Consider the following 13048-nt stretch of genomic DNA (forward strand, 5'->3'; position numbering starts at 1 on the left):
AAGGTCCATTTAGTAGAGACGCTCCATAACTAGAGGTCAATGCGTCACCGGAGCGGCTTCCCGACGTTGTCGGGAAACCGCCTGCTGTTTGGCAGGTTTTCGCCAGCGGCCAGTTGAAGCCAAAACAGTGTCGTCCGCGCCGTGGGTTGGCAGGCTCTTCCGCGTCCGGGCTCGGGGGCGGGCGGCCGGGGCGACAGCCGCGGTCAGGACCTGAGGGACGCACATCCGCCCGTCCCTCCAGCACTGGAGGAATCGCGTGAACCACCTGTCCTTGCGTCGACGGACCGCGCTGATCGCGGCCGCCGTCCTGAGCACCGCCGCCTTCGCGGCGCCGGCCGGGAACGCCGTCACCACGGCTTCCGCGCCCGGCTCGCCGCCACCGGACGATCTCGCCACCTCGATGCGACTGCCCCACTTCGCCCCCGGCCGGTACGTCGTGACGCTGGCCGACAAGCCACTGGCGACGTACTCCGGTGGTGTGGCCGGGCTGAAGGCCACCAAGCCGGCCAAGGGACACAAGGTCGACACCGCGAACCCCGACTCGAAGCGCTACAGCAACTGGCTCGACAGCCGCCACAACACGGTCGCGGCCGCGGTTGGTGCGAAGGCGACCCGGCACTACTCGACCGCGGTCAACGCGTTCGCTGCCATCCTGAGCAGCCAGCAGGTCAATGAGCTCAGCAAGACACCGGGCGTCGTCGCGGTCACTCCGGACCAGTTGCACCAGGCACTGGACGACAAGAAGCCCACCGACTTCCTCAAACTGTCCGGCAAGAACGGCGTCTGGTCCGCGCTGGGCGGCAACGCCGAGGCCGGCAAGGGCGTCGTGGTCGGCGTTGTCGACACCGGCATCTGGCCGGAGAGCGCCTCACTGTCCGGACCGAAGCTGGGCACCAAGCCCGCCACCGAGGCCGACCCGTACCGGCCGTACCGCTCCGGCGACAGCATCGTCATGCACAAGGCCGACGGCAACGACTTCACCGGCTCCTGCGAGGCCGGCGAGGAATTCACCGCCGACCTGTGCAACACCAAGCTCATCAGCGCCAAGTACTTCGGCGACGCCTGGCTCGGCGCCACTCCGCCCGAGGCCCGGGCCGACTACGCCTCCCCACGCGACGGCGAAGGCCATGGCACGCACACTGCGACGACTGCGGCCGGCCGCGCCGGTGTGGACGTTGCGGAGAGCGGCATCAACTTCGGCACGATCTCCGGCGTCGCACCGGCTGCCAAGATCGCCGTCTACAAGGCGTTGTGGACCGGCAAGGGCGGCGTCGGTTCGGGCGGCTACACGTCCGACATCCTCGCCGCGATCGACCAGGCCGTCGCCGACGGCGTCGACGTGATCAACTACTCGGTAGGCTCGATCTTCGAGTCCGCGCACACGGACCCGGTGCAGCTCGCCTTCCTGTCCGCGGCCTCCGCCGGCATCTTCGTCTCCGCGGCGGGCGGCAACTCCGGTCCGGTGCCTTCGTCGCTCGACAACACCTCTCCGTGGGTGACCACGGTCGGAGCGAGCACAGTGGCGCCGTACGACGCGACTGTGGTCCTCGGCAACGGCGAGAAGTACGCCGGGCTGAGCACCTCGATCGCTACCGCGGTCGGCCCGCTGTCGCTCGTCACCGGTGCTGCCGCTCGGGTGGACAGTGCAGCCGAGTACGACGGATCGCAGTGTCTGCCGAACACGCTCGACTCGGCCAAGGCTGCCGGGAAGATCGTGGTGTGTGACCGAGGCGTCGGAGCCCGGGTCGACAAGTCGGCCGAGGTCAAGCGCGCAGGTGGCGTCGGCATGGTGCTGCTGAACCTGACCGACCAGGACACAGTGGCCGACTCGCACGCAGTACCGACGGTGCACCTCAACACGCCGGGCTCGCTGTCGGTCAAGGCGTACGCCGGGACTGCCGGAGCCACCGCGCAGCTTGTGCCCGGCAACCTGACGGCACAGACCACGCCGTACCCGCAGATGGCGGACTTCTCCTCGCGTGGGCCGTCCCTGTCGAGCAATGGCGATCTGCTGAAGCCGGACCTCGCCGCACCGGGTGTGAACGTGCTGGCCGCGGTGGCACCGCCCAGTAACGGCGGACACAGCTACGCGTTCCTGTCCGGTACGTCGATGGCCGCACCGCACATCGCCGGTCTGGCTGCTCTCTACCTGGCCAAGCACCCGGACTGGACTCCGATGATGGTCAAGTCGGCCCTCATGACGACCACCAGCGACGTCAAGACCGCCAGCGGTGCTGTCGACGATGATCCGTTCGCGCGGGGCGCCGGTGAGGTCCAGCCGTCGCGCATGCTCGACCCGGGTCTCGTCTACGACTCCGGTGACGTCGACTGGCTCGGCTATCTGGAGGGCAGCGGTATCAACACCGGCACCGGCGTACCCGCGATCGACCCCAGCAACTACAACGCACCGTCGATCGCGGTCGGCGAACTGGTCGGCACGCAGACTGTCACCCGCCGCGTCACCGCGGTGAAGGGCGGTCTGTACCGCGCGACCGTGTCGGTGCCCGGCATGAAGGCTGTCGTCGCACCGTCGATCCTGAGCCTGCAGGCCGGCCAGACGAAGTCCTTCACCGTCAAGCTGACCCAGGACACGGCCCCGTCGCACGACGCCACCAGCGGCTGGCTGACCTGGCAGGGCGCTGGTACGTCGGTCCGCAGCCCGATCGTGGTCGTCCCGACCTCGGTCATCGCACCGACCAACGTCACCGGCTCCGGTGCCTCCGGCTCGGTCTCCTTCGACGCCACAGTGGGCAAGGCCGCTACGCCGATCCACGCCTACGGCTTCGCGTCGGCTCCCCAGGTCCCGGGCGAAGTACCGGCAGGAGCTGCGGACGCGGACCTGCCGAACTACCCGGTCACCGTGACCGCCGGCACCAAGGCCGTGCAGTGGAACATCAAGACGGTCGACCCGGCCGGCAGCATCTGGATGGTGCTCTACAAGATCGTGAACGGCCAGATGCAGCTGCTCTCCTTCGAAGGCACCGGGGCCAACCAGGCCTCCGCGACGCTGGCAGCTCCCTCCCCCGGCGTCTGGGGCGTGCTCGCCATTACCCTGTCGAACCCGCCTGGTGCCGACACCACGAAGTACACGATGCAGACCAACGTCGTGACGGGTGGCAACGCCCTCAAGGTGACGCCGTCGGTGTCACCGGCCGCCGGCAAGCCGTTCCAGGTCACCGCATCCTGGTCGGGTGTCCGCACTGATCAGCGCTCCACCGGGTTCGTCGAGTTCCCGAACCGCGCGGGCACGGTGGTGACGGTCAACTAGATCCAGCGACGCCGGGCGGCCTGAACACCCGCCTGGAACCGGGTCTGCGCGCCGAGCGACTCCATCAGCGCGCGGACCCGGCGCTGGGTCGTCCGCGGACTGATCCGCAACCGCCGGCTGATCATGTCGTCGGTCGCACCACCCGCGAGCAACAGCAGGATGTCCCGGTCCGGCGCCCGCAGTGCCGGCACGTCACCGTTCGCCAGGAGCGCCGGCATCGGGATCGCCAAGGCCCACAGCATCTCGAACGTCGCGATCAACCCGTCCAGCAAGCCGGACGACCGGATCAGCAGGTTGGACTCGGCCGGCGCCCGTTTGGTCAGCCCGATCAGCGCGGTGTGGTCGTCACCGACCGCCATCTTCATCGGAACCTGCGCCAGCACCCGGCCGACCTCACCCGCCGCCTGTAACTCCGGCAGCACGCCCATGATGTCCTCGGACTCGAACACCTCAGTGCCGTAGATCGCTCGATACTCGATTCCATCGGCGAGCCGATCCAGCTCCAGCCTCTGCTGGGTGGACGGCGGCGTCGCGTACGGCGGCCGATCCAGCACCCGGACCTGGCGGGTGGAGTTCCTCTGCAGATCCTCGTACGCCCGCAGCAGGGTCGGACCGTCCTCGATCAGCTCGATCTGATTGCCCTCCAGCACCGGAGTCCCTCGGGCACCACGCAGTTCGTCGGCGACACCCCGCAGCCGCGCCAACTGGGCATCCAACTCGTCCAGCGGATCAACAACCTCGTCCGCCACCATCGCCATCCCTCCACCCGACCGAACCCAAACGAACCAACACTAAACCGGATCAGCACATGGGCACCCGGTCAGGGACCGCAGCTGAGACAAGGCCACAGCTGCCCGCAGCGCGAACACCGGCCGTCCAGCCCCGGCGCCGGCAACCACACGGTCTCCACCGGGTCCTCGCTCCAGACCGCCTGAGCCGCGGCCGTTGTCGTGGCCCGGGCCGGCTTGGCCGGGAACCAGTGGACCTGGGTGCGTCCACCGGCACCGTGAACCGCCAGCAGAGCCTCGATCCCACCGTCCCAGGTGGACGTTCCGGGCCAGCGGCCGCGCCACCGGAGGGCGACGGTGCCGTCGGACCACTCCACCCCTTCGGCCAGGGTGCCTGTGCCGCGCACGCCGGAGACGTCGGCGTGGCGTACCAACCGGAAGAGGCGAGCCTGCCGCTGCATCGTGTTCACCTCTGCAGAATCGCCCAGCACGCGCTGCCCACAACAGGTGTGGTCTGTGGGCTGTGAGAACAGCCCACACCCCCTCACAACCGGCCGAACTGCTGGGACTGGTTTTGTCGGTGGGGGCTTGTAGCTTCTGGACACGCACCGCAACCACCAGGTGTGGCAGTGAGCGGACGGGGGTGATCCTGTGGCTGAGGCAGCGTCTGTATCAGGGTTCGGCCGGGAGTTGCGGCAGTGCAGGCAGGCGGCCGGCTTGAGTCTGCGGCAGCTGGCAGCGCGGGTCGGCTACGACCACAGCTACTTGTCGCAGGTGGAGCGTGGCCGGAGGCCAGGCTCTGCCGACCTGGCCCGCCTCTGCGATCGCGAGCTCGGCACCGGCGGCCGGCTGACCCGGACCTATCTGCGGGCGCACCCCAAGCGGACTGCTGCAGTCCGCCCGGTCGGTCTACCCGCGGCCTCGTTGGCAGCCGTGTGGGACGGGCTGACCAGCGCCCTCACCGGAGTGGACTGTGTGGAGGCGACTGGCGATGTTCGCAGTGTTCCGCCGGCTCGGCTGCTGCCGGAGCTCCTGGCGGACCTTCAGCTACTGCAGGCACAGGGACCGGACGGCTTCGGAGTACGGGCGGCTGAGCTGAGCGTCCTGGTCGCCGAGACACTGACCGGGCTCGGCGAGCTGCGCGCGGCCAGGCGTTGGTGGTCGGCGGCCCGAGCGTTCGCGGACAGCTCCGGCGAGGTTTCCGTTCGCAGCTTGGTGCGCGCGAGGGAGGCGGTCAGTGGACTCGCAGAGCTGCGACCGCCGTTGCAGCTGCTGGAGCTGGCGGATGAGTCATTGGCGCTCGCACAGCAGATCCCGGCCAGCGGCGTACAGGCTCATGCTGTGCGGGCGCGGGTGCTGGCACAGCTGGGTCGACGGGCCGAGGCACACCGAGCTCTGCAGGAGCTGTTGAGCTGCTCCGATGCGTTGCCCCCGGCAACCACGAGTCGTCTGGGCGACCTCGCGCCATACGAGGTGCATGCCGCGGAGGGCACGGTCTGCGCGAGCCTGGGGTACGGGACTGCGGGCTGTCTGATGCTGGGACGTGCGTTGGAGCTGTGTCCTGAGCAGAGGATCGGAGAGCGGGCGCAGCTGGAGTTGGCGCTGGCCGAGTGCCTGGCGTTGGAGGGTGAGGTCGCTGCTGGTCTGGCGCTGGCGATGCGGGTGCTGGTCGAGCTCCCGGACGAGTGGCACACCTATTACCTGTACGACGAGGCCGGCCGAGTGCTGGCGGCCGCGCGGGACCGGGAGCCGGGGCTGGCAGCAGTGCGGGATCTTGAGGTTCTGGTGGAGCGGCGGCCGTACGCGACCGGCCGCAGTGTGGGCAGCGGGTCGTGGTGAGGCATGACCCGGGAGTAGCGTGCTGCGGGTGACGAGTGAAATGCAGAGCACGACGGTGACCAGCGGGTGGGATTTCGCGGTCGAGTTGCGGAGTGATCCGGCGAGTGCGGAAGCGCGCTCGGCGATCCTGGCCAAGCCCGCCTTCGGCCAGTCGTTCACGGACCACATGGTGATGGCCAACTGGACGGACGACCGCGGCTGGCACGACCCGAAGGTCACGGCGTTCGCACCGCTCAGTGTGAGCCCGGCTGCCGCCGTACTGCATTACACACAGGAGATCTTCGAGGGTCTGAAGGCGTACCGGCACGCGGACGGGTCAGTGTGGGCGTTCCGGCCGGATCGGAACGCGACGCGGTTCGTGAAGAGTGCCGAGCGACTCGCACTGCCGGTGGTGCCGGAGGACGCGTTCATCTCCGCACTCCGTGCGCTGGTGACGGTTGACGAGCCGTGGGTGCCGTCTGCCGAGGATGGCGAGACCAGTCTGTACTTGCGCCCGTACATGATCGCCACTGAGGCGGCGCTGAGCGTGCGACCGTCTCGCGAGGTGCTGTTCGGAGTCATCGCGTCCCCGGCCGGCCCGTACTTCGACACCGGTCCCAAGCCGGTCTCCATCTGGCTGACCACCTCGACCGTCCGTGCGACGCCGGGTGGCACCGGCGCGGCCAAGTGCGGCGGCAACTACGCGGCCAGCCTGGCCGGTCTGGCCGAGGCTGTCGCCAACGGTTGTGAGCAGGTCGCTTTCGTCGATGCCGCTGAGCACAAGTGGCTCGAGGAGATCGGCAGCATGAACATGTTCTTCGTGTACGCCGACGGCCGCATCGCCACGCCGGAGCTGAACGGGTCGATCCTCGAAGGAGTTACCCGGTCCTCGGTGCTCGAGCTGGCTGCCGATCTCGGGCACGAGGTCGAGGAGCGCCGGATCTCCGCGGACGAGTGGAAGGACGGCGTACGCACGGGTGAGATCACCGAGGTCTTCGCCTCGGGCACCGCCGCGGTCGTCACCCCGATCGGCCGCGTCGCCTGGCCCGACGGCGACCTCACCATCGGCGATCACTCCGTTGACCACGGCGTCGGCCCGATCACCAGGTCGATCCGCACCACCCTCCTCGACCTCCAGTACGGCCGCACCCCGGACACCCGAGGCTGGCTCACGCGTCTGGTGTGATCTCTCGCCCCAGAGCTTCGGCTACCGCCAGGACGTTCACGTAGTCCTTGAAGTGCACGATCCGGCCGTCCCGGACCGTCAGTACGACGATGTTGGGCAGAGAGAACTCGCGACCGGTCGTGCTGACCGTTCCGGTCGCGTCCTGCTCGACGACGATCACATCCGGGTCGGCGGTCTCGTGCACCACGACGTTGCGGTAGGCCTGGTAGCGCAACGGGCTCGCCGTCCAGTTCGCCTCCAGGAAGGCGCGGATCTCGGCACGTCCCTCCAGCCGCGACGGCACGCCTGGCCGGGTGAACGGGAACTCGTGGACGGCGTCCTCGGCGTACAGGTCGAGCATCTCGTCGGTCGCCTTGTCGATCGCTGTCTGCTGGTAGCGCTGCAGCACCTGATGGGGGTCGAGCACCTGACATCCTATGGTCGGGTTGATGCGGGTTGTCGGCACGGGCGGTTAGGTTGAGGCTATGGCTCAGTCCAAGGGGAAGTCTCCGGCGATCGAACTGGAGGTCGGGGAGCGGACGGTGCGGATCTCGAATCCGGATCGGGTCTACTTCCCTGCGCGCGGGGAGACGAAGCTCGATCTGGTGAACTACTACCTGTCCGTGGGTGACGGGATCGTCCGCGCGCTGCGGGAGCGGCCGTGCATGCTGCACCGGTTCCCGGAGGGTGTCGCCGGCGAGAAGGTGCACCAGAAGCGGCTGCCGCACGGCGCACCGCCGTGGATGGAGACCGTCCGGGTGAAGTTCCCGCGGTACAACCGGACCGCCGACGAGCTGTGCGTGACCGAGCTCGCGCATGTCGCCTGGGCGGTGCAGATGTCCACCGTCGAGTTCCACCCGTGGAACTCCCGCCGCGCCGACACCGAGAAGCCGGACGAATGGCGGATCGACCTCGACCCGATGCCGGAATGCCCCTTCGACCGGGTACGCCGGGTCGCGCACGTCGCTCACGAGGTCCTCGACGACCTCGGTGCGGTCGGCTATCCGAAGACCTCGGGCGGTTCGGGGATCCACATCTATGTCCGGGTCGAGCCGACGTACGGGTTCTCCGACGTACGCCGGGCCGCGCTGGCGTTCGCGCGAGAGGTCGAGCGGCGCGCACCGGACGACGTGACGACGACGTGGTGGCGCAAGGACCGCGACCCGAAGAAGCTGTTCGTCGACTTCAACCAGAACGCGCGGGACCACACGATCGCGGCCGCGTACTCGGTCCGCGGCAACCCCGAGGGCACCGTCTCCACCCCGATCCGCTGGGACGAGGTCGACGACGTCGACCCGAAGGACTTCACCATCCAGACCGTCCCAGCCCGCTTCGCCGAGCTGGGCGACCTGCACGAAACGATCGACGACAACGTCTACACCCTGGACACCCTCCTCGAGTGGGCCGCCCGCGACGAACGCGAAGGCGCCGAAGAACCACCTCCCCCAGAGGACTAACCCACCACCACGCCGTCCGTGTGGGGCGGTCGCCGAAGTTCGTCGCCAGGATCTTCCGGCCCCAGGCCCGGACCTGCCCCACTCACCAAGGTCCTCAGATCGGCCGCGTCTGCTCACGGCTCAGCCTGACCGACGCGGAGCTGACGCTCTTGGTGAGTGCCACACGTCCGCGCCGCGTCGCCTAGCGGGAGCCGGTCAGGCCGTGGTGGAGGAGGTTGGTGAGGGTGTCGATGGCGGTTTCGTCGGGGATGGTCTGGCCGTTGGCGGGGTTGACGACCAGCCAGGCGTAGGCGAAGCCCTCCATCAGCGCGTTCATCGCGGAGATCTGTACGAGCGGTTCGGCCGGTGGGTTCGGCAGGTGGGCGAAGTGCTCGATCATGTGGGCGTCGTCGTCGGCCATGATCTGCTGCAGCCGCCGACCGAGCTCCGGGTCGACCATCGAGGCCTGTTTCAGCGCGATCATCTCCGGCAGGTGCTGCTGGTAGAACCGCCAGAACGCGGCCACGTGCCAGCGGATCGCCGAGATCGTGCTGAAGTCCGCGTCATGCCCGGCGACGTCGACGATCGTCTCGTCCGCCTCCGCGAGCATGTCCCTCAGCAGCGCCTCGAGCAGTTCCTCCTTGCCCGCGAAGTGGTTGTAGAACGATCCCGTCGCCCGGCCCGCGGCCGCGGTGATGTCGGTGATCTTCGTGTTCAGGTACCCGCGCTCGGCGAACACCTGCCGGGCCGCCTGCTTCAGCGCGGCCCCGGTTCCGGCCGCCCGTTCCCGGCGGCTCACCGTGTCGGTCACGACAACCTCCTTGACACCGAACCCTAGTCACGTTCATAGTGAATCTGAATTCAGTGAATCATAATTCAGTCCAGGAGACCAGAAGATGTCCGTACTGATTGCGGGCGCCGGCCCGACCGGCCTGACCCTGGCGATCGACTTGGCCCGCCGTGGTCTCGCCGTCCGGCTGATCGACAAGGCGGCGGAGTACTTCAACGGTTCACGCGGCGACGGACTGCAGCCTCGGACTCTGGAGATCTTCGACGACCTCGGCGTGATCGACGAGGTCCTGCGGCAGGGCCGGTCCATGCCGCTGATGAAGATCTACATGAGCGGCGAACTGTTCGGCGAGCGGCGGATGGCCGAGATCGCCGAGCCGACCCCGGACGTCCCCTACCCGAACGCCTGGATGCTCGGCCAGTCCCGGACCGAGAAGATCCTGCGCGACAAACTGTCCGAGTACGGCGTTCAGGTCGAACTGGACACCGCGATCGTCGGGTTCACCCAGGACGAGAACTCGGTCACCGCCGAACTGTCCACCGGCGAGACCGTCGAGGCGGAGTACCTGGTCGGCGCGGACGGCGGTCGCAGCTTCGTCCGCAAGCACCTCGGGATCGCGTTCGAGGGCACCACCGACGAGTCGATCCGGACCCTGCTCGGTGACGTCGCGGCCGACGGCCTCGACCACGAGTTCGGCTACTGGTTCGCGGCCAAGGACAACCCGATGTCCGGGATCGCGATGACCCCGCTGGCCGGCGGCGACCAGTTCCAGTTCGGCGCGCCGCTGGACTCCGACGACGCCGACACCTCGATCGAGGCCCTGCAGGCGCTGGTCGACAAGTTCGCCGGTCCGGGTGTGGCGAAGCTGCGCGACCTGACCTGGTCGACCGTTTGGCGGCCGAACGTCCGGCTGGCCGAGCGGTTCCGGGTCGGCCGGGTCTTCATCGCCGGCGACGCCGCGCACGTCCACCCGCCGACCGGCGGCCAGGGTCTGAACACCGGCGTCCAGGACGCGTACAACCTCGGCTGGAAGCTGGCCGACGATCGCGAAGAGGTGCTGGCGACCTACGAGACCGAGCGCCGGACCAACGCGGCCCGCGTCCTCGGGATCAGCGAGGAGCTGATGCAGAAGCACGTCGAGGGTGACGAGTCGGCGATGGAGCGCGGCGAGAACACCCGTCAGCTGGACGTCTCCTACCGCGACCTCGCGGACACCCGGCCGATCGTCGCCGGCGACCGTGCGCCGGACGCTCCGCTGGTAGATGCTGAGGGCAACAAGACCAGCTTGTTCGACCTGTTCCGTGGCCCGCACCAGACCCTGCTGCGTTTCTCCCCGACCACCCCATCGACCGACGAGCACACCGTCGACATCGGTCGTGACGGCAGCGCGGCGTACACCAGCCCGGAGGCCTTCGCCCACTACCACGCCCAGGACGGCGACGAGATCCTCGTCCGCTCGGACGGTTACCTCGCCTAGGATCGGCGAATGCGCACCCTGGATCCGGCCGCCGCTTACGACCGCGCCGTCGCCTTGGCGACGCGGGGGCGGCGGCAGATCCTGGGGATCACCGGAGCCCCCGCGGCCGGCAAGTCGACGTACGCCGAGCAGCTCACCGCGAAGCTGGTCGGTGACGGCCACCGTGTCGCACTCGTGCCGATGGATGGCTACCACCTCGCGCAGTCGGTCCTGGACGAGCTCGGGTTGGCCGAGGTGAAGGGTGCGCCGCACACCTTCGACGGGTACGGGTTCGTTGCCTTGCTCAAGAGGTTGAAGGAGTCACCGGACGAGCAGATCTGGGCACCGCGCTTCGACCGCGGGCTGGAAGATTCGATTGCCGCCAGCATCGGAATCGCACCCGACGTCACCCTGGTCGTGACCGAAGGCAACTACCTGCTCTTCGACGAACAACCCTGGGCGACTCTCCGCACGATGCTCGACCAATGCTGGTACGTCGAGGTGCCCGAACAACTGCGGCACGATCGGCTCGAAGCGCGGCACCGGCGGTACGGCAGGTCAGCCGAGGAAGCGCACGAACGCACCTACGGCACCGACGAACGCAACGCGCGGCTGATCGCGGCGACCGCACCGGCGGCCGACGCGGTCATTCACTTGCCCTGACAGACCCGGTCGATGAAGGCCGCCACACCATCCAGATAGAGCTGCAGACCGAAATCGAAGTCCTGTTCGCTCTCGTCCTCGAAGTTGCCGACCTCGTCGAAGATGCCGGCATCGACCAACCGGGCGACGGCCGGATACTGCCGCGGGTCGGCCACCTGCCTGAGGGTGGCACCAAACTGCTGGAACGCGGCCGGGTTCTGGTCGTAGCCCGCAGCCAGGTCGAAGGCCATCCGGACCTCGCCTTGGACGTAGGTGATCAGGCCCATCACCACACCGACCTTCGCCTCCTCCGGCAGACCGGTGTCGTTCAGTAGGCCGAGCGCAGCGTCGAACCAGGCGAGGTTGTTCGGGCCGGCCGGCGGACCGGAGATCGGGATCTTCGCGTACCACCGGTGTTTGCGGATGGCGGCCAGCACATTGTCCGCCCAGAATGTCAGTCCGGTCCGCCAGTCGACCCCCTCGGGCATCGGATCCGGACGCTCGATCGCCGCGTCCGACATCAGCACGAGCAGATCGTCCTTGCTCTTCACATGCCGGTAGAGCGCCATCGTCGAATTGCCCAGCCGCTCGGCGACCCGTGCCATCGAGACCGCGCCCAGATCGTTGTCCGCGTCGGCGACCTCGATCGCGGCCCGGACGATGTCGTCGAGGGACAGCGACGGCTTCGGTCCCCGCCGCGGCGCCTCCCGCAGCCGCCACATCAGCGCCACGTCCGGGGGCAACTCGTTCTTCTCCACCGCCTCAGTTTAGGGCTTGCCGAGCGATATAGCGTATATGCTACGCTATTTAGCGTATCTGATACGCAGTAAGGAGGGGACGATGATCGTCGAGGCAACCGGACTGCGGAAGTCCTACGGCGCGACCGAGGTGCTCAGCGGGGTCGATCTGCGGGTGCCGGAGGGTTCTGTGCACGCACTGCTCGGGCCGAACGGCGCGGGCAAGACCACGACCGTGCGGATCCTGACCACGCTGACCAGGCCGGACGACGGCCGCGCGACCATCGCCGGGTACGACGTACTGCGCGAGCCGGCTCAGGTCCGCGGGGTGATCAGCCTGACCGGGCAGTACGCCGCGGTGGACGAGGACCAGACCGGTCGGGAGAACCTCGTCATGGTCGGCCGGTTGATGCATCTGGGCCGGCCCGCCGCACGTCGTCGTACCGGCGACCTGCTGGAGCGGTTCGGGCTGACCGACGCGATGGACCGGCGGGTCAAGACGTACTCCGGTGGGATGCGGCGGCGGCTCGATCTGGCGATGAGCCTGATCGCGCGGCCGCGGGTGATCTTCCTGGACGAGCCGACCACCGGGCTCGACCCGGCCAGCCGGTCGACGATGTGGGAAGTGATCGGTGAACTGGTCCGGGACGGCACCACGATCCTGCTCACCACGCAGTACCTGGAGGAGGCGGACCGGCTGGCCGACCGGATCGTGCTGCTCGACCACGGGCGGATCGTTGCCACCGGCACCGCCGACGAGCTCAAGACCCAGATCGGTGGCGAACGCATCGAGCTCCGCTTCGCCGACGAGGTGCAGTTGCTCAAGGCAACCGGGGTACTGGACGGCGTCGCCGACGAGCTGGTGCTGAACATTCCGTCCGACGGTACGGCGGCCCACCTGCACCACGTGCTCGACGTACTGCGCGACAACGGTCTGCAGCCGGAGCGCGTCTCATCGCACCGGCCGACCCTCGACGACGTCTTCCTCGCCCTTACCGCCTAGGAGCC

General features: G+C 68.4%; 12 protein-coding genes. 7 read left to right on the top strand and 5 right to left on the bottom strand.

Features of this window, described 5'->3' with window-relative positions:
* Nucleotides 1-256: 256 nt before the first annotated feature.
* A complete protein-coding gene (locus tag E0H75_RS25995) occupies nucleotides 257-3268 on the top strand; it encodes a S8 family serine peptidase (RefSeq protein ID WP_202873178.1) in 3012 nt (1003 codons plus the stop codon).
* Here the strand turns inward: E0H75_RS25995 and E0H75_RS26000 are convergent.
* Nucleotides 3265-4026 carry a helix-turn-helix transcriptional regulator gene (locus tag E0H75_RS26000; protein ID WP_131516271.1) on the bottom strand — a complete coding sequence of 254 codons (762 nt, stop codon included), beginning with the start codon at nucleotides 4024-4026 and terminating at the stop codon, nucleotides 3265-3267. The genes E0H75_RS25995 and E0H75_RS26000 overlap by 4 nt on opposite strands.
* A 62-nt stretch (nucleotides 4027-4088) precedes the next feature.
* Complete coding sequence (locus E0H75_RS43700; RefSeq protein WP_202873179.1) at nucleotides 4089-4466, bottom strand: hypothetical protein; 378 nt, start codon at nucleotides 4464-4466, stop codon at nucleotides 4089-4091.
* A gap of 181 nt (nucleotides 4467-4647) precedes the next feature.
* On the opposite strand from E0H75_RS43700, the gene E0H75_RS26010 reads away from it, so the two are divergent.
* Entirely contained in the window at nucleotides 4648-5835 is a 1188-nt protein-coding gene (locus tag E0H75_RS26010; protein WP_131516272.1) for a helix-turn-helix domain-containing protein, read from the top strand.
* 19 nt (nucleotides 5836-5854) lie between these two features.
* Nucleotides 5855-7000 (top strand): branched-chain amino acid aminotransferase, encoded by a 1146-nt coding sequence (locus E0H75_RS26015; protein ID WP_238163282.1) that lies wholly within the window; start codon nucleotides 5855-5857, stop codon nucleotides 6998-7000.
* On the opposite strand, the gene E0H75_RS26020 is transcribed toward E0H75_RS26015, so the two are convergent.
* Complete coding sequence (locus E0H75_RS26020; protein ID WP_165554034.1) at nucleotides 6984-7406, bottom strand: nuclear transport factor 2 family protein; 423 nt, start codon at nucleotides 7404-7406, stop codon at nucleotides 6984-6986. The two genes, E0H75_RS26015 and E0H75_RS26020, sit on opposite strands and share 17 nt — an antisense overlap.
* Nucleotides 7407-7464: 58 nt before the next feature.
* On the opposite strand from E0H75_RS26020, the gene ligD reads away from it, so the two are divergent.
* A complete protein-coding gene (gene ligD / locus E0H75_RS26025; protein WP_131516273.1) occupies nucleotides 7465-8436 on the top strand; it encodes a non-homologous end-joining DNA ligase in 972 nt (323 codons plus the stop codon).
* 181 nt (nucleotides 8437-8617) lie between these two features.
* Here the strand turns inward: ligD and E0H75_RS26030 are convergent, their stop codons facing one another.
* Nucleotides 8618-9226: a TetR/AcrR family transcriptional regulator gene (locus tag E0H75_RS26030; protein WP_202873180.1), complete on the bottom strand. Its 609-nt coding sequence runs from the start codon at nucleotides 9224-9226 to the stop codon at nucleotides 8618-8620.
* 85 nt (nucleotides 9227-9311) lie between these two features.
* Between E0H75_RS26030 and E0H75_RS26035 the strand changes: the two genes are divergently transcribed.
* Entirely contained in the window at nucleotides 9312-10682 is a 1371-nt protein-coding gene (locus E0H75_RS26035) for an FAD-dependent monooxygenase (protein WP_131516274.1), read from the top strand.
* A 9-nt stretch (nucleotides 10683-10691) separates the two neighbouring features.
* Nucleotides 10692-11324: a nucleoside/nucleotide kinase family protein gene (locus E0H75_RS26040; RefSeq protein ID WP_131516275.1), complete on the top strand. Its 633-nt coding sequence runs from the start codon at nucleotides 10692-10694 to the stop codon at nucleotides 11322-11324.
* Here E0H75_RS26040 and E0H75_RS26045 read toward each other — a convergent pair.
* The gene (locus E0H75_RS26045; RefSeq protein WP_272948929.1) at nucleotides 11312-12061 is read right to left on the bottom strand and encodes a TetR/AcrR family transcriptional regulator; all 750 of its coding nucleotides are present in this window, start codon (nucleotides 12059-12061) and stop codon (nucleotides 11312-11314) included. The two genes, E0H75_RS26040 and E0H75_RS26045, sit on opposite strands and share 13 nt — an antisense overlap.
* Before the next feature lie 82 nt (nucleotides 12062-12143).
* Between E0H75_RS26045 and E0H75_RS26050 the strand changes: the two genes are divergently transcribed.
* Nucleotides 12144-13043, top strand: a complete 900-nt coding sequence (locus E0H75_RS26050) for an ATP-binding cassette domain-containing protein (RefSeq protein WP_131516276.1) — start codon at nucleotides 12144-12146, stop codon at nucleotides 13041-13043.
* Nucleotides 13044-13048: the final 5 nt, after the last annotated feature.

The organism is Kribbella capetownensis (genome assembly GCF_004331485.1).
Lineage (GTDB): Bacteria > Actinomycetota > Actinomycetes > Propionibacteriales > Kribbellaceae > Kribbella > Kribbella capetownensis.

Coding starts and splice junctions, on each gene's coding strand:
- ligD (WP_131516273.1), top strand. CDS start 7,465: ATGGCTCAGTCCAAGGGGAAGTCTCCGGCGATCGAACTGGAGGTCGGG.
- E0H75_RS26000 (WP_131516271.1), bottom strand. CDS start 4,026: ATGGCGATGGTGGCGGACGAGGTTGTTGATCCGCTGGACGAGTTGGAT.
- E0H75_RS26035 (WP_131516274.1), top strand. CDS start 9,312: ATGTCCGTACTGATTGCGGGCGCCGGCCCGACCGGCCTGACCCTGGCG.
- E0H75_RS26040 (WP_131516275.1), top strand. CDS start 10,692: ATGCGCACCCTGGATCCGGCCGCCGCTTACGACCGCGCCGTCGCCTTG.
- E0H75_RS26050 (WP_131516276.1), top strand. CDS start 12,144: ATGATCGTCGAGGCAACCGGACTGCGGAAGTCCTACGGCGCGACCGAG.